The sequence below is a fragment of the Frigoribacterium sp. CFBP 13605 genome, assembly GCF_014839405.1.
Taxonomy (GTDB): domain Bacteria; phylum Actinomycetota; class Actinomycetes; order Actinomycetales; family Microbacteriaceae; genus Frigoribacterium.
On the sequence record NZ_JACYNS010000002.1, the window covers coordinates 1 to 21,437 of the forward strand.

At 70.8% G+C, this 21,437-nt stretch carries 20 protein-coding genes and 1 tRNA gene; 9 read left to right on the plus strand and 12 right to left on the minus strand.

The features are described from left to right. Positions 1–578, minus strand: a 578-nt coding sequence (locus IFT36_RS01130; protein WP_249408411.1) for a thiamine-phosphate kinase, incomplete at its 3' end; no start/stop codon positions are given. A 24-nt stretch (positions 579–602) separates the two neighbouring features. Here IFT36_RS01130 and IFT36_RS01135 point away from each other — a divergent pair. Further along, positions 603–1,166, plus strand: coding sequence for a DUF3515 family protein (locus tag IFT36_RS01135; RefSeq protein WP_056046223.1), 564 nt, complete (start codon positions 603–605; stop codon positions 1,164–1,166). Between the two features lie 28 nt (positions 1,167–1,194). Here the strand turns inward: IFT36_RS01135 and IFT36_RS01140 are convergent, their stop codons facing one another. From IFT36_RS01140 to leuC, 6 genes are all read right to left on the minus strand, one after another. Then, the gene (locus tag IFT36_RS01140) at positions 1,195–2,286 is read right to left on the minus strand and encodes a D-alanine--D-alanine ligase family protein (RefSeq protein WP_307784995.1); all 1,092 of its coding nucleotides are present in this window, start codon (positions 2,284–2,286) and stop codon (positions 1,195–1,197) included. A 168-nt stretch (positions 2,287–2,454) separates the two neighbouring features. Further along, positions 2,455–3,468, minus strand: coding sequence for an NAD(P)H-dependent glycerol-3-phosphate dehydrogenase (locus IFT36_RS01145; RefSeq protein WP_043594016.1), 1,014 nt, complete (start codon positions 3,466–3,468; stop codon positions 2,455–2,457). Positions 3,469–3,541: 73 nt separating this feature from the next. After that, on the minus strand, positions 3,542–4,324 hold the full coding sequence (locus IFT36_RS01150; RefSeq protein WP_307784992.1) for a lysophospholipid acyltransferase family protein: 783 nt from the start codon (positions 4,322–4,324) through the stop codon (positions 3,542–3,544). Positions 4,325–4,331: 7 nt separating this feature from the next. Then, the gene (gene murA, locus IFT36_RS01155) at positions 4,332–5,699 is read right to left on the minus strand and encodes a UDP-N-acetylglucosamine 1-carboxyvinyltransferase (protein WP_043593953.1); all 1,368 of its coding nucleotides are present in this window, start codon (positions 5,697–5,699) and stop codon (positions 4,332–4,334) included. After that, complete coding sequence (gene leuD / locus IFT36_RS01160; RefSeq protein ID WP_200412228.1) at positions 5,700–6,296, minus strand: 3-isopropylmalate dehydratase small subunit; 597 nt, start codon at positions 6,294–6,296, stop codon at positions 5,700–5,702. Beyond that, on the minus strand, positions 6,296–7,786 hold the full coding sequence (gene leuC / locus IFT36_RS01165; RefSeq protein ID WP_159828509.1) for a 3-isopropylmalate dehydratase large subunit: 1,491 nt from the start codon (positions 7,784–7,786) through the stop codon (positions 6,296–6,298). The genes leuD and leuC overlap by 1 nt, the downstream gene beginning before the upstream one ends. Positions 7,787–8,004: 218 nt before the next feature. On the opposite strand from leuC, the gene IFT36_RS01170 reads away from it, so the two are divergent. From IFT36_RS01170 to IFT36_RS01200, 7 genes are all read left to right on the plus strand, one after another. Continuing rightward, the gene (locus IFT36_RS01170) at positions 8,005–9,504 is read left to right on the plus strand and encodes an outer membrane protein assembly factor BamB family protein (RefSeq protein WP_200412230.1); all 1,500 of its coding nucleotides are present in this window, start codon (positions 8,005–8,007) and stop codon (positions 9,502–9,504) included. Then, positions 9,501–10,946, plus strand: coding sequence for a PQQ-binding-like beta-propeller repeat protein (locus IFT36_RS01175; RefSeq protein ID WP_200412231.1), 1,446 nt, complete (start codon positions 9,501–9,503; stop codon positions 10,944–10,946). The genes IFT36_RS01170 and IFT36_RS01175 overlap by 4 nt, the downstream gene beginning before the upstream one ends. 53 nt (positions 10,947–10,999) lie before the next feature. Beyond that, entirely contained in the window at positions 11,000–11,644 is a 645-nt protein-coding gene (locus IFT36_RS01180) for an alpha-ketoglutarate-dependent dioxygenase AlkB (RefSeq protein WP_056046233.1), read from the plus strand. Between the two features lie 87 nt (positions 11,645–11,731). Further along, positions 11,732–12,763, plus strand: coding sequence for a LacI family DNA-binding transcriptional regulator (locus IFT36_RS01185; RefSeq protein ID WP_200412232.1), 1,032 nt, complete (start codon positions 11,732–11,734; stop codon positions 12,761–12,763). 129 nt (positions 12,764–12,892) lie between these two features. Further along, the gene (locus IFT36_RS01190; protein WP_056046236.1) at positions 12,893–14,251 is read left to right on the plus strand and encodes an ABC transporter substrate-binding protein; all 1,359 of its coding nucleotides are present in this window, start codon (positions 12,893–12,895) and stop codon (positions 14,249–14,251) included. Between the two features lie 131 nt (positions 14,252–14,382). Continuing rightward, on the plus strand, positions 14,383–15,522 hold the full coding sequence (locus IFT36_RS01195) for a carbohydrate ABC transporter permease (RefSeq protein ID WP_056046238.1): 1,140 nt from the start codon (positions 14,383–14,385) through the stop codon (positions 15,520–15,522). After that, positions 15,519–16,502, plus strand: coding sequence for a carbohydrate ABC transporter permease (locus IFT36_RS01200; RefSeq protein WP_043593968.1), 984 nt, complete (start codon positions 15,519–15,521; stop codon positions 16,500–16,502). Before IFT36_RS01195 ends, IFT36_RS01200 begins: the two co-directional genes overlap by 4 nt. 216 nt (positions 16,503–16,718) lie before the next feature. Here IFT36_RS01200 and IFT36_RS01205 read toward each other — a convergent pair. After that, positions 16,719–16,794, minus strand: a tRNA-Glu gene (locus IFT36_RS01205). 102 nt (positions 16,795–16,896) lie between these two features. On the opposite strand from IFT36_RS01205, the gene IFT36_RS01210 reads away from it, so the two are divergent. Beyond that, on the plus strand, positions 16,897–17,532 hold the full coding sequence (locus tag IFT36_RS01210; protein ID WP_056046240.1) for an MBL fold metallo-hydrolase: 636 nt from the start codon (positions 16,897–16,899) through the stop codon (positions 17,530–17,532). Between the two features lie 88 nt (positions 17,533–17,620). Here the strand turns inward: IFT36_RS01210 and serA are convergent, their stop codons facing one another. The 4 genes from serA to IFT36_RS01230 form a co-directional block, all read right to left on the minus strand. Continuing rightward, complete coding sequence (gene serA / locus IFT36_RS01215; protein ID WP_056046242.1) at positions 17,621–19,210, minus strand: phosphoglycerate dehydrogenase; 1,590 nt, start codon at positions 19,208–19,210, stop codon at positions 17,621–17,623. A 160-nt stretch (positions 19,211–19,370) separates the two neighbouring features. Beyond that, the gene (locus IFT36_RS01220) at positions 19,371–19,784 is read right to left on the minus strand and encodes a hypothetical protein (RefSeq protein WP_200412233.1); all 414 of its coding nucleotides are present in this window, start codon (positions 19,782–19,784) and stop codon (positions 19,371–19,373) included. After that, positions 19,781–20,284, minus strand: coding sequence for a hypothetical protein (locus IFT36_RS01225; RefSeq protein WP_159826235.1), 504 nt, complete (start codon positions 20,282–20,284; stop codon positions 19,781–19,783). Before IFT36_RS01225 ends, IFT36_RS01220 begins: the two co-directional genes overlap by 4 nt. Beyond that, positions 20,281–21,420: a mannitol-1-phosphate 5-dehydrogenase gene (locus IFT36_RS01230; RefSeq protein ID WP_123570815.1), complete on the minus strand. Its 1,140-nt coding sequence runs from the start codon at positions 21,418–21,420 to the stop codon at positions 20,281–20,283. The genes IFT36_RS01225 and IFT36_RS01230 overlap by 4 nt, the downstream gene beginning before the upstream one ends. Positions 21,421–21,437 lie beyond the last annotated feature (17 nt).

Genomic DNA, 21,437 nt, shown 5'->3' on the forward strand with positions numbered 1-21,437 from the left:
AGACGGAACAGCAGGTCGAGCCCCCGCGCCGAGCGGCCGAGCGCGCCCGACACGGCGACGACGTCGCCGACGCGCGCCCCGTCCCGCCGCACGGGCGCGCGCCCCTCGAGGTCACCGAACGCCGTCACCGCGACCGTGAAGGTCGGCGACACCGAGAGGTCGCCGCCGACGACCCCCGCGCCCGGGGCCATCACGGAACAACCCGCGCGCAGACCGTCCGCGAAGGCCTCGAGTTCGGTGACGCCCGTGTCGCCGGGCACCGCGAGGGCGACCACCAGCGCCGTGGGCCGAGCGCCCATCGCCGCGACGTCGGACAGGTTCGACGCCGCGGCCTTCCAACCGAGGTCGTACGACGTCGACCACGCGCGCCGGAAGTCGGGGCCGTGCACCATGAGGTCGGTCGTCACGACGAACCGACCGTCGGGCGCCGCGACGACGGCGGCGTCGTCACCGGGACCGAGCAGCGTGTCGTCGCCGCGGGGCAGGCGGGGCAGGATGCGGGCGAGGGTGGCGAGCTCGCCGACGCCCTCGACGGTGTCGGCGTCGTCCGGGCGGGGGTCCGTGGAGCGTCGTTCCATGTGCTGAACGGTAGCCTGGATGCGATGTCGAACCCGTCCTCGCGCCTCACCGCGCGCCTCCGTCCCCGCCTTCGCGTCCCGGCCCTCGTGCTCGTCGGGGCCGGTCTCGCGACGACGCTCGTCGGCTGCTCGCAAGCGGTCCCGATGCAGCCCGCCGCCGGGGCGAACGACCCGGCCTGCGCGCAGGTCACCGTCCACCTGCCCGAGGTCGTCGACGACGGTCAGGACCGCCGCGAGACCGACGCGCAGGCGACGGGCGCCTGGGGTTCGCCGACGAGCGTGCTGCTGCACTGCGGCGTCGAGACGCCCGCCGTGTCCGACCTGCCCTGCTACGACATCCAGGGCGTGGACTGGCTCGTCGACCAGGACCCCGACGACGCCGAGACCTCGATCCTCACCACGTACGGCCGTGAGCCGGGCGTGCAGGTGATCGTCGACACCACCAAGGCGAACGGCGGCAACGTGCTGCGCGACCTGGCCGACTCGGTCGGCTACCTGCCGAACGACGGCAAGGAGTGCGTCGGCGCGGGCGACCTGCCGGGCTCGGCCGGATCGGCCGACGACCCGTCGGCGACACCGACGCCGTAGGCCCGGTGGCCGGGACGGACGGGCTCCGTCAGCGCTCGGTCTCGAGGCCGAGGGCGATGAGCTCGTCGATCAGCTCGGGGTAGCTGAGGCCGCTCGCGAGCCAGCAGGCGGGGAACATCGAGATGGGCGTGAAGCCGGGCATCGTGTTGACCTCGTTGACGACCCAGCCGTCGTCGGTCAGGAAGAAGTCGACGCGGGCGAGGCCCGTGCCGTCGATGGCCTCGAAGGCCAGAGCGGCGAGACGCTGCATCTCGGTCAGGTCGCCGGGTGCGAGGTCGGCGGGGCAGACCAGGTCGGCCCCGGGGGCGCCGAGGTACTTCGACTCGAAGTCGTAGAACGTGTCGCCGGCGAGGACGATCTCGCCCGCGACCGAGGTGCGGGGAGGCGCGCCGTCGCGTCCGCCGAGCACGGCGCACTCGATCTCGCGGCCGACGACCGCGGACTCGACGAGCACCTTGTGGTCCTCGGCGAAGGCCTTCCGCATGGCCGCCGGGAGGCCGGCGGGCGAGTCGACGCGCGACACCCCCACGCTCGATCCGGCTCGGGCGGGCTTGACGAACATCGGGTAACCGAGCGCCTCGACGTCGGCGGCCACGTGCTCGGGCGCGGCGTCCCAGTCCCGACGACGCACGGTGCGCCAGGGGGCGACGACCACGCCGGCGGCCTGCAGCACGGTCTTGGTGAAGTGCTTGTCCATGCCGAGCGACGAGGCGAGCACGCCCGCGCCGACGTAGGGCAGCCCGGTCAGCTCGAGCAGGCCCTGCACCGTGCCGTCCTCGCCGAACGGACCGTGCAGGATCGGGAACACCACGTCCACCTCGCCCAGCAGGCGCGTCGTGCCGTCGGGCTCGGTGACGGTCAGCTCGCGGGTGGTGGACGACTCGGGCCAGTGGACGCGGGTGCCGTTGTCGACGACGGTCGGCAGCGTCTCGGCGTCGAGCTCGAACCGTGCCGCGTCGTCGGGCTGGAGCGTGAACGCCCCCTCGACGGTGATGCCCACGGGCACCACGTCGTAGCGGGAGCGGTCGATCGCCGAGAGGACTCCCCCGGCCGTCGCGCAGCTGATCGAGTGCTCGCTCGAGCGGCCGCCGAAGAGGACGACCACGACGGTCTTCGCCACCCCGGGTGTCGAGGCACCGACGGACGAGGCGTCGGTCGCGGCGACGCGCGGGGTCGTGGTGGGCTCGGTGCTCGCCATGAGGGGCCTTTCGTCGGTGTCACGGCCCGCGGGCCGACCCGCGGTGGGCGGGCTCTGTTCGTCACGCGCCCCGGCACGGCCGACCAGCGGTCACTCGCCCTGCGGCTCGTCCGTCTCGGTCAGGTGCGGGGCGATGTTGCGCGGGTCGAGTGTACCGGCGAGCACCTCGGCCACCTGCTGGACGATGGGCATGTCGACGCCGCGGGACCGCGCGAGTTCGAGGATCGGAGCGACCGAGGCCAGTCCCTCGGCGGTCTGGTTCATCTGGCGCACGACGTCGCCGAAGGCGTATCCCTGCCCGAGCAGTCGTCCCGCGGTGTTGTTGCGCGAGAGGGGCGACTCGCACGTGGCGATGAGGTCGCCCAGGCCGGCGAGGCCGGCGAGGGTCTCGGCCTTGGCCCCGAACGACACCGCGAACGCGGTCATCTCGGCCAGCCCGCGCGTGATGATCGAGGCCTTGGTGTTCTCGCCGTACCCCACGCCGTCGACGATGCCGATGGCGACGGCGATCAGGTTCTTGAGGACCCCGCCGAACTCGGTGCCGATCACGTCGGTGTTGACGAACGAACGGAAGTACGGGTTGGTGGCGGTGGCCGCGACCAGGGTCGCCGTGTCGAGGCTGTACGACGACACGACCGCGGCCGTGGGCTGCCGCTTCGCGATCTCGAGGGCGAGGTTGGGCCCCGACGCGACGGCGATCAGGTCGCGGTCGATGCCGAGCTCGGCCTCGATCACCTCGCTCATGCGCAACCCGGTGGCCTTCTCGACGCCCTTCATCAGGCTGACGACCGGCACGCCGGACGGGACCATGCCGCGGATCGCGGTCAGGTTGTCGCGGAGCGTCTGGCTGGGGACCGACAGGTAGACCTGCTCGGCACCCGCCAGGGCCTGTTCGACCGAGGGGGTGGCGACGAGGGTGCGGGGCAGGTTGATGCCCGGCAGGTAGTCGCTGTTGCGCTTGCTCTCGGTGATCTCGCGGGCCACCTCGGGACGGCGGGCCCAGAGCGTGACGTCCGCGCCCCCCTCGGCGAGGACCTTGGCGAAGGTCGTGCCCCAGCTGCCGGACCCCAGGACGGCGACCCGGCGCGGGATCGAGTCGCGCATGACGATCGAGATCGCCTCGGTCGTGACCGCCCCTTCTCCGAGGGCCTCGATGGCGCCCTCGCGTGACTCGGAGCTACTCAAAGCGGCCTGTCTCCTTCTGGTGGTTCTTGGTGGGGTTCCACCGTTCGGCGGGTGCCTTCTCGCCCCGCAGCCGCTCGACCAGCTCGGTGACGGCGTCCATCACGAGGGCGGTGGCGGCCGTGACCGAGGCCTGGTCGAGGGGACGATCGCGGAAGGCCGAGAGGTCGACGGGGTCGCCGATCACGACGGTGATGCGCTTGCGCGGGAAGGCGTGCAGCCGACTCGAGTAGCGACCCATGAGGTGCTGGCTGCCCCAGTGCGCCATCGGGACGAGCGGCACCCCGGCGGCGAGGGCGAGGCGCACGGCACCGCTCTTGCCCTTCATGGGCCAGAGGTCGGGGTCGCGGGTGAGGGTGCCCTCGGGGTAGACGATCACGCCACCGCCCCGGGCCACGAGCAGACGCCCGGCCGCCAGGGGGTCGTGGTCGTGGGTGCGACCCGCCCGCTCGACGGGGATGTGCCCCATCGCGTGCATCATGCGACCGAAGACGGGGACCCGGAAGAGGGACGCCTTCGCGAGGAAGCGCGGCACCCGCCCGAGGGACCACATCACACGGCCCACGACCACCGGGTCGATGTTCGTGTAGTGGTTCGGGGTCAGCACGAACGCACCCTCGGCCGGCAGCTTGTCGCCGTCGACGATGTCGATCCGGGCCATCAGGTCGAAGAGCGGTGCCGCCGGAGTCGCGAGGACGCGGAAGAACGCGCCCTTTTCTTTGCGACGCCTCCGCGCCGGGACCGGGACGACAGGAACGTCGGGGTCGGCTGTCGACACCGGCCGATCAGCCCTTGAAGTCGAAGTCGGCGCCCAGCTTGCGCAGCTTCGCGATGAAGTGCTCGTAGCCGCGGCTGATGATGCCGACGTTGCTGATCTTGGACTCGCCCTCGGCGGTCAGGGCCGCGATGAGGTGGCTGAAGCCGCCCCGCAGGTCGGGCACGCGGATGTCGGCACCGTGCAGGGCCGTCGGTCCGTTGATCACCGCGGCCTGCTCGAATTCGCGACGCGCGACGCGACGGTCGTGGTCGGGCAGTCCGTCCTTGTGCACCGTGATGTCGGCGCCCATGTCGTTGAGGGCCTCGGTGAACTGGAAGCGGTTCTCGTAGACCGTCTCGTGCACGACCGAGGTGCCCTGCGCCTGCGTCAGGGCGACGATGAGCGGCTGCTGCCAGTCGGTCATGAACCCGGGGTGGACGTCGGTCTCGACGACGACGGGCTTGAGCTCGCCACCGGGGTGGAAGAAGCGGATGCCGTCCTCGTGGACGTCGAAGTCGCCGCCGACCTTGCGGAAGACGTTGAGGAACGTCATCAGGTCTTTCTGGTCGGCGCCCTCGACGAAGATGTCGCCCTTGGTCGCGAGTGCGGCCGAGGCCCAGCTCGCGGCCTCGTTGCGGTCGTTGATCGCCCGGTGCGTGTAGCCGCGGAGCTTCTCGACGCCCTCGATGAAGATCACGCGGTTCGGCTCGACCGAGACGACGGCGCCCATCTTCTGCAGGATCGCGATGAGGTCCATGATCTCGGGCTCGATGGCGGCGTTGCGCAGCTCGGTGACGCCCTTGGCGAGGACCGCGGTCAGCAGCACCTGCTCGGTGGCCCCGACGCTCGGGTAGGGCAGCTCGATGTTGGCACCGGTGAGCCCGTCGGGCGCGGTGAGGTGGATGCCGTTGTACGACTTGTCGACGACGGCGCCGAAGGCGCGGAGGGCGTCGAGGTGGAAGTCGATGGGCCGGTCGCCGATGCGGCAGCCGCCGAGGTCGGGGATGAACGCCTCGCCCAGGCGGTGCAACAGCGGCCCGCAGAAGAGGATCGGGATGCGGCTCGACCCGGCGTGGGCGTCGATCTCGGCGAAGTGGGCGGACTCGACGTTGGACGGGTCGAGGATCATCTCGCCGCGGGCCGGGTCGGTGATGCGCACCCCGTGGACCGAGAGGAGGCCGCGGACGACGTTGACGTCGCTGATGTCGGGGACGTCCTTGAGGATGCTGGGGGTGTCTCCCAGGAGGGCGGCGACCATGGCCTTCGTGGCGAGGTTCTTGGCACCGCGCACCTCGATGCGACCGATCAGCGGTTTGCCGCCCCGGATGACGATCTCATCGGAGGTGAGCCCCACACGGGCACCTGCTGCTGCTGCGTCTTGGACGAGAGAGTTCACTTACTTCACCGGCAATGTCTTCGGGCGCCAGGCGGCGCGGCGGGATTCGAATTCTGTGATGGCCGCTTCGTCGCGGAGGGTCAGGCCGATGTCGTCGAGGCCTTCGAGGAGTCGCCACTTAGTGTAGGCATCGACTTCGAATCCGACGGTGAGGCTGCCGACCGTGGCGGTCTGCGCCACGAGGTCGACCGTGATCTCGACGCCCGCCTGCCGGTCGATCTCGGCCCAGATGCGCTCGACGTCGTCCTCGGCGACGGCCGCCGCGAGGAGCCCCTGTTTGCCGGAGTTGCCTCGGAAGATGTCGCCGAACCGCGAACTGATGATCACGTCGAAGCCGAAGTCGCGCAGCGCCCAGACGGCGTGCTCACGGCTCGAGCCGGTGCCGAAGTCGGGACCCGCGACGAGGACGCGCGCGCCCTGGAACTCGGGTCGGTTCAACACGAACTCGGGGTCGTTGCGCCACCCGAAGAAGAGGGCGTCCTCGAAGCCGGTCTTGGTGACCCGCTTGAGGAACTGAGCCGGGATGATCTGGTCGGTGTCGACGTTCGAGCGCTTCAGCGGCGCGGCGACACCGGTGACGGTGGTGAACTTCTGCATCAGCGGACCCCTGCCCGATCGGTGCCGTCGGCGAGGACGGGTTCGTCGGACGTGCGGACGGCCGTGGAGGCCGCCGCGTCGTCGTCGGCCTGGAGGTCCCACGGCGAGGACAGCGTCCCGCGCACCGCGGTGGCCGCGGCGACGAGGGGCGACACGAGGTGCGTCCGACCGCCCTTGCCCTGGCGACCCTCGAAGTTGCGGTTCGAGGTCGACGCGCATCGCTCGCCCGGTGCGAGCTGGTCGGGGTTCATGCCCAGGCACATCGAGCACCCGGCGAAGCGCCACTCGGCACCGAAGGCGGTGAAGACCTCGTCGAGCCCCTCGGCCTCGGCCTCGAGGCGGACGCGAGCCGACCCCGGCACGACCATGACGCGCACGCCCTCGGCCTTGGTGCGCCCGCGGATGATCGACGCGAACGCACGGAGGTCTTCGATGCGGCTGTTGGTGCACGACCCCATGAACACCGCGTCGACCGGGATGGCCTTCATCGGCGTGCCGGCCTCGAGGGCCATGTACTCGAGCGCCCGCGTCGCCGCGGCCTTCTCGTTGGGGTCGACGACGGTCTCGGGGTCGGGCACGGAGTCGCTGAGCGACACGCCCTGGCCCGGGTTGGTGCCCCACGTGACGAAGGGCTCGAGCGTGTCGGCGTCGAGGAAGATCTCGGCGTCGAACACCGCGTCGTCGTCGGTCGGCAGGGTGTCCCAGTAGGCGATCGCCTCGTCCCAGTCGGCACCCGTGGGGGCGTGCGGACGACCCTGCAGGTAGTCGTACGTGGTCTGGTCGGGAGCGACCATGCCGGCCCGGGCACCCGCCTCGATCGACATGTTGCAGATCGTCATGCGCCCCTCCATCGAGAGGGCGCGGATCGCGCTGCCGCGGTACTCGAGCACGTAGCCCTGCCCGCCGCCGGTGCCGATCTGCGCGATGACGGCGAGGATGATGTCCTTCGCGGTGACGCCGGGGCGCAGCGTACCCTCGACGGTGACCGCCATCGTCTTGAAGGGCTTCAGCGGCAGGGTCTGCGTCGCCATGACGTGCTCGACCTCGCTGGTGCCGATGCCGAAGGCCATGGCGCCGAAGGCCCCGTGGGTCGAGGTGTGCGAGTCGCCGCAGACGACGGTGATGCCCGGCATGGTCAGTCCGAGCTGCGGGCCGACGACATGCACGATGCCCTGCTCGGCGTCGCCCAACGGGTGCAGGCGGACGCCGAACTCGGCCGTGTTGCGACGGAGCGTCTCGATCTGCGTGCGACTGGTGAGGTCGGCGATCGGCTTGTCGATCGCCAGGGTGGGCGTGTTGTGGTCTTCGGTGGCGATCGTCAGGTCGGTGCGACGCAGCGGCCGATCGGCCTGGCGCAGTCCGTCGAACGCCTGGGGGCTGGTGACCTCGTGCACGAGGTGGAGGTCGATGTAGAGAAGGTCGGGGGCGCCGTCTTCGCCCTTAACGACGACGTGGTCGTCCCACACTTTCTCGGCCAGCGTCCTACCCACGGGCACGCCCCTTCTCCTGTATCGACGGAAAGATGATCCGTGGAGTCTACGCCAGTGCCTCCGGCACGTTTCTCGACGGTCGTGGGGTGAACCCCGCCCCGAGGGCGGCCATTCCCGGCGCACCCGGGGGCTGCGGCGAGCGCGTGGGACGAGGGCTCCGAATAGCATGACGACACCCGTCGGGCGGACGACGGCTGCGCTCGACGAGGAGGCCGACCATGAGCCACCCCGAGCGCGCACGCGACCACCCCGGGGAGGCGCGGGTCGTCGGTCGCTGGCACCGCGCCTCCCCGGGTCGTCGCGTCGCCGCCGTGCTCGGCGCCCTGGTGGTGGCGTCCACGCTCGTGGCCGCCGGGGCGGTCTCGGTGGCTCCGGACTACGGGGACGGCCGTCCGTGGACGGGGCTCGCGGTCGACGACCTCCGACGGTCGCCGGACGCGACCGGTTGGACGCTCGACCTGGCGGCGACGCTCGCGCCCGACGCCCCGCGGCGCTGTCTGAACTTCTGGACGTCCCCCGCGGTCGACGGACTCGTGGCGGTCGGCACCTCGGTCGACCTGGACTTCGGGGACGCCCTGGGGGCGCCGGCCTGCCGCTCGTACGCGTCCGAGGCGAGCACGAGCCTCGTCGGGCTGGTCGAGACGGCCACGGGCACGGTCCGCTGGGTGCACGACCTGGCCCGAGACGTCCCCGACACCGACGCCCTGAGCATCCCCGCGACGCAGGTCGTCCCCTCGGCCGGTCGCGTGCTGGTGCAGACGCAGACGACGGGGGCGACCGTGCTGGCCGCCCTCGACCTGCGTGACGGCTCGCTCGTCGAGTCGACCCGTGGCCGGCGCGACCTGCCGAGCGTGAGCGTCGACTCGCGGGGACCCCTGCAGTTGCGCACCTTCTCGGGCATCGCGGGGTCGGGCGATCGGTACCAACTCGTCGAGGCCTCGCGTCTGGCCGACCCGGTGTGGGAGGGCGGGGTCGACTCGGGCAGTTCTCCGGCGCTGCTGAACGACGGCGCCCTCGTGTCACGGGGCGGTGAGACCGTGTTCGTCGACGCCGCCACGGGCCGCGAACGTCCCTTCGCGGCCTCACCGGACGAGATCGCCGTGCCGCCCGTCGGCTCGCCCGTGACGACCGGGGACGGGCGCCGCATCGTCGCCTTCGGCATCGAGAGGACCAGGGCCGACGGCACCGTCGAGGCGCTCGACGAGGACGGGGAGGCCGTCTGGAGCCGACCCACCTCCGGGCGCCGCCTGGCCGTCACGCCGTCCTGCGTGGTCGTCGTCACCGACGGCGACACGGCCGCGGAATGCCTCGATCCCCGCGACGGCTCGGTCCGCTGGAGGACCGACCTCGGCGCCCCGTTCGCGGTCGAGGCCGTGCCGGGTCAGCGCGCGACCGACGTCTTCGTCGTCGTGCAGCGGTCGGGCGGGTCGCGCCTGCTCGCCCTCGACGGCGCCGACGGGCACACCCGCTTCAGCTCGTCCGTGGGGCTGCTCGACGACCTCGCGGCGGCGGGCCGGTCGGTGCTCTACCTGCAGACGGAGGACGGTCGCTCGTCGGGGCGGGAGGTCGCGGCCCTCGACCTGGACGACGGTCGGCCGCTGTGGGCGACCTCGTCCTCGGGCACCGTGGTGTTCTGGGGCGGTCATCTCGTGCGCATCGACGACCAGGGGGTCGCCCGACGACTCGTGGACACCGCCCGCGTCGGGGCGACGTCGTGAGGGCGGGGCGTCGACTCGCCGTGGCCTACGCCGCCGTGGTCCTGGCGACGCTGGCGACCACGGTGCTGGTCGCGCCGACGCAGCCCGAGTACGGGTCGGACCCGCCGTGGCAGGGCATCGCCGTCGACGACCTCCGACAGGAACCCGGCACCACCGGGTGGCGCGTCGACCTCCGTGCCGCTCTCGCCCCCGGGGCCCCCGCCGAGTGCCTCCGCTACCGGGCGACGCCCGTCGCGCAGGGGCTCGCGCTCGTGAGCGCGGCCGGCGCCTGGACCTACGGATTCGCCAACGACGGCGACTGCGCCACCCCGACCCAGGGAGTCGGCACGCGCATCGGAGCACTCGACGTCGACCGCGGCACCTTCCGCTGGGTGCACGACGTCGCCGACGACCTCGCCGGGCTCGGCCTGACCGGCCCGGCCCTCGTCTCGTCCGTGACGGCGGTGCACGAGGCGGGCCTCGTGCTCGTCCGGGCCTCGGTCGACGGCGAGCAGGTGCTGATGACGTTGTCGGTCGAGACCGGGCGACCCGTCGAGGTGGTCGAGACCGGTTCGGCGGGTGACGGGGACCAGTTCCAGACCGTGGGGGCCGTCGTGGTGACCGGTCGGCAGCAGGGCGTCGGCGGCGTCTACCGCTACGACCTGCGCGACGCCCGTGACCTCGACCGCGTGACGTGGAGCGGACCCGCCTCGACCACGGGCGTCGCCCTCGCACTGAGCGACCGGTTGGTCGTCGCGCGGGCCGACGGCTCGGTCCAGGTCGACCTCGCCACCGGTACCGAGCGCCCCTGGGCGGCACGGCTCGACCGTCTCATCGGCTACGTCGTCCACGACGACGTCGTCTACGCCCCCCGAGGAGGCGCGGCCACGGGACGAGGCGACGCCGGCTTCGTCGCGTTGACCGCCGACGGCGAGCGCCTCTGGAGCTCGGACCGGGACGTCCGGGGCGGCTACTCGGTGACGCGTTCCTGTCTCGCCGTCACCGACGTGCGCGCGCAGACGGTGACCTGCCTCGACCTCGCGACGGGAGACGTGCGGTGGACCGACCCGGCGTCGAGCTCGTCCGCCGTCGACGGCCTGCCCGGCCAGACCGACGACCGCGTCTTCGCGACGGCGACCGCCGCAGGCCCGGGGCCCGTGGTGGTCCGTGCGCTCGACGGCTCCAGCGGCTCGGCCGGCGCCCGCCTGTCGCTGCCCGACGGAGCCGTCCTCGCGGCGGCGGGCCGGACGGTCGGCTACGCCCTGGCCTACGGCACCTCGGGCGGGCGGTCGACCCTCGTCGCGTTCGACCTCTCGAGCGGGCGCGCCCTCTGGGAGCACGCTGCGGAGCTGCAGGTCTACGCCTGGGCGGGGCGGCTGGTGGACGTGGACGTCGAGGGGGTCGCGCGGGTGCTGGTCTCCCCCGAGCGCTTCGCCGTCCCGACGGGCTACTCCGGGGGGTGACGCTTCGCCCGCTCGGTTCGAACACGTGTTCGAATCGGGCGTAGGGTGTCGGCATGAGCCTCCCCTTCACCGCCTCGCTGCTGGACGGCCTGTCCGACGGCCCCGACCTCGCGCCGCTTGTCGGGCGAGTCGACCACCTCGACCTCGGCGAGGGCGCCTGGCTGGACGTCGTCCCGGGCTGGGCGTCGAATTCCGACGCCCTGTTCGAACGTCTCGTGACCGACGTGCCGTGGCGAGCCGACCGCCGCCAGATGTACGACCGGGTGGTCGAGGTGCCCCGGCTCGTCTCCTCCTACGACGCGGGCGACGCGCTCCCCGATCCGGTGCTCGCCCAGGCTCGAGACGACCTCAACGCGTACTACGCGCTCGAGCGTGGCGCCCCCGTCGAGCAGCGCTTCGACCGGGCGGGGCTGTGTTTCTACCGGACGGGCGACGACAGCATCGCCTGGCACGGCGACCACGTGGGGCGCACGATCGACCGCGACACGATGGTGGGCATCCTCTCGCTCGGGGCACCGCGCACGCTCGCGGTGCGGTCCCGATCGACCGGGACGACCCGGCGGTTCCCGCTCGGCCACGGCGACCTCCTGGTGATGGGCGGCAGCTGCCAGCGGACCCACGAGCACGCCATCGCCAAGACCAAGAAGGCCGTCGGCCCGCGAATCAGCGTGCAGTTCCGACCGGTGTGGCCCACCTAGCCCGCCTCTGACGGACCGGCCGGCCGCGCGGACCACGGGGCCGTCGCTCGTATGCTGTGCACACGATCGACGACGAGGTGGACGAGTATGCCGGCAACCCGTGACGACGTGGCGCGTCTGGCAGGCGTCTCGTCGAGCACCGTGTCGTACGCCATCAGCGGGCGACGGACCATCTCCGTCGCCACCCGCCGCCGGGTCGAGGCGGCGATGGCCGAGCTGAACTACACCCCCAACGCGTTCGCCCGGGGTCTCGCCGGAGCACGGGGCGGCATCCTCGCCCTGCACTACCCCTACGGACGCCGCGGCGTCACGTCGTCCGAGTTCGAGTACGTGGCGGCGGCCACCGACCGGGCGAGGGAGCGCGGCTACCACCTGCTGCTGTGGTCGAACCCCATCGACGACGTCGAAGGACTCGGCAGCCTCGTCAGCGAAGGCCTCGTCGACGGCGTGATCCTCATGGAGCTCACCGCGCGCGACGACCGCGTCGCCGTGCTGTCGCGGTCGCGCCTGCCGTTCACGAACATCGGTCGCCCCGACGACGTCGAGGGACTCTGGTTCGTCGACGCCGACTACGACTCGCTTGCCCGACAGGCCGTCGACCACCTCGCCGACCTCGGCCACCGACGCGTGTTCTTCCTCGGTCAGAGCATCCGGGCCCCCGAGCGCGGGTCGGGTCCGCTCGACCGCACGACGAGGGCGTTGCGCGGCCCGGCCGACGAGCGGGGCCTGTCGCTCGAGACGCACGCCGCCACCGACTCCGTCCCGGGCGGCCGCCGGGCCTTCGACGCGTTCGCCGCCTCGACGGCCCGCCCCACGGCCGTGCTGGCGTTCAACGAGATGGCCCTCGCCGGCTTCGTGCAGGCCGCGGCGGCGGCAGGCCGGTCCATCCCGGACGACCTCACGGTCGTCGCGCTGAGCATCGGCGACCTCGCCGCCGAGATGACCTCGCCGCCGCTCACGACCGTCAACCCTCCCGGAGCCGACATCGCCGCCGCCGCGGTCGACGACCTCGTCGACCGCATCGAGGGTCGACGCCACGACGCCCCCCACGTCCTCGTCGCCCCCCGTCTCGTCGTGCGGGGCACGTCGGCCGCCGCCCCGTCGGAATGGACTCGCTAGCAGACGCGGTTGCGCGCCTCCTGCGAGTATGTGACACTCATCGTCGACGCGCGTCGACGACGACGTGCGGCGGACGATCACCCCGACAGCACGGGCCGTCCGTTCTTGCGACTCAATGAGGAGACACCAATGCGAGCATCCCTGCACCGCCGCTTCACGGGCCCCCTGGCCATCCTGGCGGCGTCGAGCTTCCTGTTGGCCGGATGCTCCGGCACGGCCGACCCCAACGACCCGAACGCCGGAGGCGCGGGTGCCGGTGACGTCGGAACCGCCGACGGCGTGGTCAACGTCTACGGCACGATCAACGGCGACGAGGCGACCCTGCTCGAGCAGTCGTGGGCCGACTGGGAGAAGGCCAACGACATCGAGATCAAGTACACGGGCGACAAGGAGTTCGAGAAGCAGATCGGCATCAAGGTGCAGGGTGGCGACACCCCCGATCTCGCGATCTTCCCCCAGCCCGGCCTGCTGGCCGACACGGTCGCCTCGGGCAAGGTACAAGAGCTGCCCGCCGACGCCCTGGCCAACGTCAAGGAGGGCTGGTCCGAGGACTGGCAGAAGTACGGTCAGGTCGACGGCAAGCAGTACGGGGCCCCGTTGATGGCGAGCGTCAAGGGCTACGTCTGGTACTCCCCCGCCAAGTTCGAGGAGTGGGGCGTCGAGGTCCCCAAGACCTACGACGAACTCGTCGCCCTGTCCAAGACCATCCAGGAGAAGACCGGCGGCCCGTCGTGGTGCGCCGGCTTCAACTCGGGCGAGGCCAGCGGCTGGCCCGGCACCGACTGGGTCGAGGACCTCGTCCTGCGCGAGGCCGGACCTGACGCCTACGACTCGTGGGTCGCGGGAGACACCGAGTTCACCGACCCCGAGATCAAGGCCGCGTTCGACTCGGTCGGCGACATCCTGCTCGACCCGACCCTCGTCAACGCCGGCTACGGCGACGTGAAGTCGATCAACTCGACGGCCTTCGGAGACGTCGCGACCAACGTGGCGAACGGCAGCTGCGCCCTGACCCACCAGGCCTCGTTCTTCGAGGGCTTCCTGACGGCGGCGAACAACGCCAGCGGACAGCCGGCGACGGTCGCCGAGGACGGCGACGTCTGGGCCTTCCTCACCCCGCCCATGAAGGAGGGCGACCCCGCAGCCGTCACCGGCGGTGGCGAGTTCGTCGCGGCGTTCTCGAACGACGACGACACCGCCAAGGTGCAGGCCTACCTCGCCAGCGCCGACTGGGCGAACAGCCGCGTCTCGCTCGGCGGAGTCATCTCGGCCAACAAGGGACTCGACCCCGAGAACGCCGGTAGCGACCTGCTGAAGGGCGCCGTCGAGATCCTGCAGGGCACCGACACCACCTTCCGCTTCGACGGTTCCGACCTGATGCCCAAGTCGGTCGGCTCCGACAGCTTCTGGAAGGGCATGGTCGACTGGATCGACGGCACCGACACCGACACGGTGCTCGACGAGATCCAGGCCGGCTACACCTCGTAACACCCGCGCCACAGGGGCCACCGCACGTCGGTGGCCCCTGACCCCGCGCCCGCTCGCCGCCCCGCTCGCCGCTCCGAGCGGCGGCGGCGACGGGCCGCGTCCTGCTCGGACCCGAACGTGAAAGGACAGAGATGTCCAGTTTCTTCCAGTGGCTGGCGGGAATCCCGCCCCTGGCGCAGATCCCCTTGATCCTCATCGCCTTCACCGCCCTCGTGGCCGTGGTGCTCGTCTTCGTCGAGTTCGCCCCCCGCCGAGGCACGCAGTACACGATCATCCGACTGGCCGTCTGCGTGGTCGTCCCGGTCGTCGTGCTGCTGGCGTTCGGCCTCTACAACTCGGTCATCTGGGTCGCCGCCGTCGCGGCCGTCCTGGGAGGCGGACTGTTCCTGCTCGACTACCGCTCGAAACGCGGTGCCGGCTACTCGCTGCAGCTGATCGCCTTCATGACCCCGGCCGTGTTCTTCCTCGTCATCGGCCTGATCTACCCGACCATCACGACCGCCGGCCAGGCCTTCATGAAGAACGACGGATCGGGCTTCGCCGGGCTCGACAACTTCGTCTGGGTGTTCACGAGCCCCGACGGCCTGACCGCCTTCGGCAACACCCTCGTCTGGGTGCTGCTCGCACCGATCACGGCGACCGCGATCGGCCTCGCCTACGCCGTCTTCATCGACAAGAGCCGGGGCGAGAAGTTCCTCAAGCTGCTCGTGTTCATGCCGATGGCCATCTCGTTCGTCGGCGCCTCGATCATCTTCAAGTTCTTCTACGACATCCGCCAGGGAGAACAGATCGGCCTGCTCAACGGCATCCTCGTCGCCTTCGGCGGCCAGCCCGTCGACTGGCTGGGGCTCGAACCGTGGAACACGCTGCTGCTCGTGATCGTGCTGATCTGGACCCAGGCCGGATTCGCCATGACCGTGTTGTCGGCAGCGATCAAGGGCGTCCCCGCCGAGCAACTCGAGGCGGCGTCGCTCGACGGCACCAACGGGTTCCAGGCGTTCCGGCACATCACCGTCCCCGGCATCCGAACGACCATCATCGTCGTGCTGACGACCATCTCGATCGCCTCGCTGAAGGTCTACGACATCGTCTCGGCCATGACCGGCGGACGCAACGACACGACGATCCTCGCGTTCGAGATGGTCCGGCAGTTCCAGCTCGGCAGCCGTACCGGCTACAGCTCGGCGCTGGCGGTCATCCTCTTCGTGCTCGTGCTGCCGATCGTCATCTACAACGCCCGCCAGATCCAGAAGCAGAGGGAGATCCGATGACTGCCACACCCACCCCCGTCGGGGTCGCCGTCGGCTCGGGCACCGAGAGACAGCTCAAGCGAGGAATCGCGAAGATCGAGACCTCGAGCGGCAAGCTGAAGAAGGGCACGACCAGCCGCGGCGCCACCATCGCCGCGTTGATCATCGCCGTGATCTGGACGCTGCCCACGGCCGGGCTGTTCATCTCGTCGTTCCGGCCCGCGAACGACATCAAGACGACCGGATGGTGGACCGTCTTCGCCAACCCGGGGTTCACTCTCGACAACTACGTGAACGCCCTCAACTCGGGCGACAGCCTCACGCTCGGGAAGGCGTTCCTGAACTCGCTGGTGATCACGTTGCCGGCGGCGCTGATCCCGATCACGATCGCCAGTCTCGCGGCGTACGCGTTCGCCTGGATCGACTTCAAGGGACGCAACACGATGTTCGTGCTGGTGTTCGCCCTGCAGATCGTCCCGATCCAGATGGCTCTCGTGCCGCTGCTGCGCCTGTTCTCGGACGGTCTGCGCATCGGCGGTCTGTACATCCTGCCGGGGCTCGGGGTGAACGGTCTCGACGGCTCGTTCGCGAAGGTCTGGATCGCCCACACGATCTTCGCCCTGCCGCTGGCCATCTTCATGCTGCACAACTTCATCTCGGAGATCCCGGCCGAGGTGATCGAGGCCGCCCGCATGGACGGCGCCGGTCACGGGCAGGTGTTCTTCCGCATCGTGCTGCCGCTGTCGATGCCCGCGATCGCCTCGTTCGGCATCTTCCAGTTCTTGTGGGTCTGGAACGACCTCCTCGTGGCCACGGTCTTCACCTCGGGCCAGGGCTTGCCGATCACGAAGGCGCTGCAGGACCTCTCGGGGTCGTACGGCCAGTCGTGGGAGCTGCTCACGGCCGGGGCGTTCATCTCGATCATCGTGCCGCTCATCGTGTTCTTCGCCCTGCAGCGGTTCTTCGTCCGCGGCCTGCTGGCCGGCGCCACGAAGGGCTGACCCCGTCGCAGCACGAGAGACCGCCGGGCGATCGCCCGGCGGTCTCTCGTCATGTCGTCCGGTCTTGCGCTGGGCCGGGCCGGGCCGAGTCGGACCGTGCCGGACCGTGTCGGGTCGGACCGTGCCGGGTCAGACCATGCCGGGCCGTGCCGTGTCGGACCACGTACCGGAAACGAAAAAACCGCCAGGCGAGAGCCTGGCGGTTTCTGTCGGTGCTGGTGACCCCAACGGGATTCGAACCCGTGTTACCGCCGTGAGAGGGCGACGTACTAGGCCGCTATACGATGGGGCCGTATTTGCAACTCGTCGAGTATGCCACACCGCGCGAGCCCGTCACAAATCGAGGCACCGGCGCGTCGAGATCGACCCGCCCGACGCGCGTACAGTCGCTGTCATGCGCCTCACGAAGCTCGAACACGCCTGCCTGATCCTCGAGAAGGACGGGCGCAAGCTCGTCGTCGACCCCGGGTCGTTCACGGCTCCCCTCATCGACCTGCACGACGTCGACGCCGTCGTGGTCACCCACGAGCACGCCGACCACTGGACGCCCGACCAGCTGACCCACCTGCTCGCCACGAACCCCGGCGCGACGGTCTACGGCCCCGCGGGCGTGGCCACGGCCGCCGAGGGCTTCGACGTGCACGTGGTCGGCGACGGAGACACGGTCGAGGTCGGCCCCTTCACGCTGGCGTTCCACGGCTCGCGCCACGCGGTCATCCACGAGAGCATCCCGGTCGTCGACAACGTCGGCGTGCTCGTCGACGGGTCGCTGTTCTACCCGGGTGACCAGTTCACGGTCCCGCCGGTGCCGGTCGACGTCCTCGCGACGCCCGTCGGGGCGCCCTGGCTCAAGGTGGCCGAGGTGATCGACTACGTCGCGGCGGTCGCGCCCCGACTGGCCTTCCCCACCCACGAGCAGACCCTCTCCGGCCCCGGGCTCGCCATGCACTTCGACCGCATGAAGGCGTCCGCGCAGTCGATCGGTGGCGACGCCGTGAAGCTCGAGGCGCACGAGTCGATCGACCTCTAGCCCCACCCGCGAGGGGCACTCCCCCGACGACGAACCGCCCCCCTCCGGCGTGACCGGATGAGGGGCGGTTCGTCGTCGGCCGCCGTGGCTACAGCGTGACGTCGATCTCGCGCAGCGTCTTCGCGTCGATGGCCACGCGCACCTTCTCGACGAGCTCGTCGGGCGCGGGGCTGTCGATGGTCAGGACGCTCAGCGCCTGGCCACCGGCGCTCTGGCGGGCGATCTGCATGCCCGCGATGTTGATGCCGGCGTCACCGAACTCGCGACCGTAGACCGCCACGATGCCGGGGCGATCGGTGTAGACCATCACGAGGTGGTGGGCCGCCAGGGGGACCTCGACGTCGTAGCCGTTGATCTCGACGATCTTCTCGACCTGCTTCGTGCCGGTCAGGGTGCCCGAGACCGAGATCTGCGAGCCGTCGCTGAGCGAGCCGCGCAGGGTGATGACGTTGCGGTACTCGTCGCTGGTCGGGTCGGTGAGCAGACGAACGGTGATGCCGCGCTGCTCGGCCAGCAACGGCGCGTTCACGTAGCTCACCGACTCGCTGACGATGTTCGTGAAGATGCCCTTCAGGGCCGCCAGCTTCAACACGCTGACGTCGTACTCGACCAGGTCGCCGCGCACCTCGACGTCGACGCTCGTCAACGGGCTGTCGGCGAGGCCGGAGAACACCTGACCGATCTTCTCGACCAGGGGGATGCCGGGTCGCACGTAGGGGTCGATGACGCCGCCGGCCACGTTGACCGCGTCGGGGACGAGCTCGCCGCCGAGTGCGAGCCGCACCGAGCGGGCCACCGAGACGCCGGCCTTCTCCTGCGCCTCGTCCGTCGAGGCACCGAGGTGCGGGGTCACCACGACGTTCTCGAGACCCAACAGCTTCTGGTCGACCGGGGGCTCCTTCACGAACACGTCGAGTCCGGCACCGGCGATCTCGCCGGTGGTCAGGGCCTCGTACAGGCCGTCCTCGTCGATGAGGCCGCCGCGTGCGACGTTGACGACGAAGGCCGACTTCTTCATCGCCTTCATCTGCTCGAGGCCGATCATGCCGGTCGTCTCGGGGGTCTTGGGCATGTGGATCGTCACGAAGTCGCTCGTGGCGAGCAGCTCGTCGAGCGACAGCAGCGTGACCCCGAGCTGCTGGGCGCGGGCCGGAGTGACGTAGGGGTCGTAGGCGACGACGTTCACGCCGAAGGCCTGCAGGCGCGCGGTGATGAGGGCGCCGATGCGGCCGAGGCCGACGATGCCGACCGTCTTCTCGTAGAGTTCGACGCCGGTGTACTTCGACCGCTTCCACTGCCCCTGGGCCAGGGCGGAGTGCGCTGCCGGGATGTGACGCGCGAGGCTGAGGATGTGCCCGACCGTCAGCTCGGCGGCGGAGATGATGTTCGACGTCGGTGCGTTGACGACCATGACGCCGGCCGTGGTGGCCGCCTTGATGTCGACGTTGTCGAGCCCGACGCCGGCGCGCGCGACGACCTTGAGCGACGGGGCGGCAGCGATGGCCTCGGCGTCGACCTGCGTCGCCGACCGCACGAGGATCGCGTCGGCGTCGGCCAGGGCGGCGAGCAGTGCGGGGCGGTCGGTGCCGTCCACCGATCGCACGTCGAAGTCGGGCCCGAGGGCGTCGACGGTTGCGGGTGACAGTTCTTCTGCGATCAACACGACGGGCTTGGCCACGGGGCGGACGTCCTTCTCTGGGTGATGTTCGGTGAGGGGCCGCGACGCGCCGTGGGCGCGGCTGATGACGACTCTATCGACTCGCGCGGATCGTTACGTCCGCATGACGACGTCCCCGGTGGGCGGCGTCACGGACCCGAGCCGCGCCTCCTGGGCTCGCTCAGACGGTCGTGACGTAGGCCGTCAGGGTCAGCGACACGGCCGCCACGAGACCCAGGGCCGCGAACAGCGCCAGCGTGAACTTCCACAGTTCACGACGGCGCCCCACCACGATCGCCCCGACGAAGGCCAGCGGCGGCACGACGACACCCACGATGAGCGGCACCCACGGGGGTGAGACCACCAGGCCGTCGAGGCCGTTCTCACGGTAGAACTCGTTGTTCTGCGTGAAGACCTGCGGCACGAGCACGAGGTTCGAGATGGCCTCGAACAGGTCGAAGGCGAAGAAGACGGCGAAGACGATAGCCACGGCGAGGTAGAAGAAGAAGGAGGCGCGGCCCGGTTCGCTCGCGTCGCCTGCCGTCACCGAGACGGCGTCGTGCTCGTGGTTGTCGCCGTGGTCGTGGTCGCTCATGCGGAGCCTCCCGTCACGAGGGGCCAGGGGGCCACGAGGAGCGCACCGAGGGCCATCCATGCGAGGCGACGGCCCGTGCGATCGACGGGGACGAGGACGATGACCGCCACGAACCACGCGATCGGGGCCACCACGGCGAACAGTTCGCCGAGGTTCCACATGAGCGACGAGATCGCATCGGTGAACGGGTTGGTGAAGTCGCCCACGGCGACGATCCAGCCCGCGGCCCAGAGGAGGAACACGCCGCCGAGGACGCCGTGGACCACGAGCGACGCCGAACTCATCACCGCAGGGCCGTCGTCGACGTCGTCCTCGTCTTCTGCGTCCGGGTCGTCGGACTCGTCGACGGGCTCGTCGCCTGCACCGTCCGACCGCCGGGTACGACGCGGACGACCCGTCGGTGCGGGGCCCTCGACGTGGCTGCTGTCGGCCTCGTCACCCCAGGTCAGGGCGTCGTCGGCGTCGCCGCCGGTCGGCACCCGCGGGTCGGCTGGCGTCATGCGGTGAGCTTGGACGAGACCGCCGCGAGCAACGCGGGGAACAGCGGGTGGTCGTCCTGGACGCCGGTCAGCGTGCGCGTCAGCTCGTCGGCGGCGAGGCCCGAGCTCAGCAGCGACTGCAGCTCGACGCTCTCGACGTCGTCGGGCACGGAGAAGTCGAGGGCGGCACGCACGGCGCGGACGAGTGCGTCGTAGGGCAGTCCACGTTCGGCGGCCTGGGCCGCGGGGCCGACGAACCGCTCGTGGCGGCTGAGCTTGCGGAGGGGGTTGCGGCCGACGCGTTCGGTCGTGTCGGGGAGGTGCGGGTTGGCGATGCGGACGAGGTTCTTCTCGATGTAGGACTGCTGCTCGTCGGCGTCGAGCTCGTGCTTGGCCACGAGCAGGCCCTTCGTCTCGGCGAGGACGCCGCGGACCTCGGCCATGACCTCGGCGTCGTCCAGGGCCTCACGGATGCTCGTGAGCCCCTTGCGGAACCCGTGGTAAGCGGCCGCGGCGTGGGCGGTGTTGACCGTGAAGAGCTTGCGCTCGATGAAGGGCTCGAGGTCGGCGACCCAGGTGACGCCCTCGATGTCGGGGCGGTGCTCGCCGAACGGCGTGCTCTCGACGACCCATTCGAAGAACGACTCGATGGTGACGTCGAGCGTGCCCCCGGCCTGCTCGGGCACGATCCGGTCGATGGCACAGTTCGCGAAGACGGCGTTCTCGGCCGGATCGTGCTCGCGCACCGCGGCCGCCAGCGAGTCGGTGGCGTTGATGGCGTTCTCGCACGCGATGACGGAGAGCGGCGCACGATCGGCGGACCGCTGGGCCAGCCCCTTGGCGATGACCGGCGCGACGAACGGCAGGATGCGGGCACCGACCGCGGTGGTCACGACGTCGGCGGTCGCGATCTCGGCGACGAGGGCCGCCTCGTCGGTGCGGCTGTTGATGGCGCGATAACCGTCGACGACGGTCGTACGGCTGTCTTCACCGACCTCGTGCACCTCGAACGACGACTGCGACTGCAGCGCCCCGATCAGGTCGTCGTTCACGTCGGCGAAGACGACCTCGTAACCACTCGCGTGGAGGAACTGGGCGACGAAGCCCCGACCGATGTTGCCGGCGCCGAAGTGCACGGCCTTCTTGCTGTGAGCCATGCCATAGATCATGCCAC

Coding starts and splice junctions, on each gene's coding strand:
- IFT36_RS01230 (WP_123570815.1), bottom strand. CDS start 21,420: ATGGCTCACAGCAAGAAGGCCGTGCACTTCGGCGCCGGCAACATCGGT.
- IFT36_RS01190 (WP_056046236.1), top strand. CDS start 12,893: ATGCGAGCATCCCTGCACCGCCGCTTCACGGGCCCCCTGGCCATCCTG.
- IFT36_RS01180 (WP_056046233.1), top strand. CDS start 11,000: ATGAGCCTCCCCTTCACCGCCTCGCTGCTGGACGGCCTGTCCGACGGC.
- IFT36_RS01200 (WP_043593968.1), top strand. CDS start 15,519: ATGACTGCCACACCCACCCCCGTCGGGGTCGCCGTCGGCTCGGGCACC.
- IFT36_RS01170 (WP_200412230.1), top strand. CDS start 8,005: ATGAGCCACCCCGAGCGCGCACGCGACCACCCCGGGGAGGCGCGGGTC.
- IFT36_RS01195 (WP_056046238.1), top strand. CDS start 14,383: ATGTCCAGTTTCTTCCAGTGGCTGGCGGGAATCCCGCCCCTGGCGCAG.
- IFT36_RS01210 (WP_056046240.1), top strand. CDS start 16,897: ATGCGCCTCACGAAGCTCGAACACGCCTGCCTGATCCTCGAGAAGGAC.
- IFT36_RS01220 (WP_200412233.1), bottom strand. CDS start 19,784: ATGAGCGACCACGACCACGGCGACAACCACGAGCACGACGCCGTCTCG.
- IFT36_RS01135 (WP_056046223.1), top strand. CDS start 603: ATGTCGAACCCGTCCTCGCGCCTCACCGCGCGCCTCCGTCCCCGCCTT.
- IFT36_RS01145 (WP_043594016.1), bottom strand. CDS start 3,468: ATGCGCGACTCGATCCCGCGCCGGGTCGCCGTCCTGGGGTCCGGCAGC.
- IFT36_RS01225 (WP_159826235.1), bottom strand. CDS start 20,284: ATGACGCCAGCCGACCCGCGGGTGCCGACCGGCGGCGACGCCGACGAC.
- IFT36_RS01185 (WP_200412232.1), top strand. CDS start 11,732: ATGCCGGCAACCCGTGACGACGTGGCGCGTCTGGCAGGCGTCTCGTCG.
- leuD (WP_200412228.1), bottom strand. CDS start 6,296: ATGCAGAAGTTCACCACCGTCACCGGTGTCGCCGCGCCGCTGAAGCGC.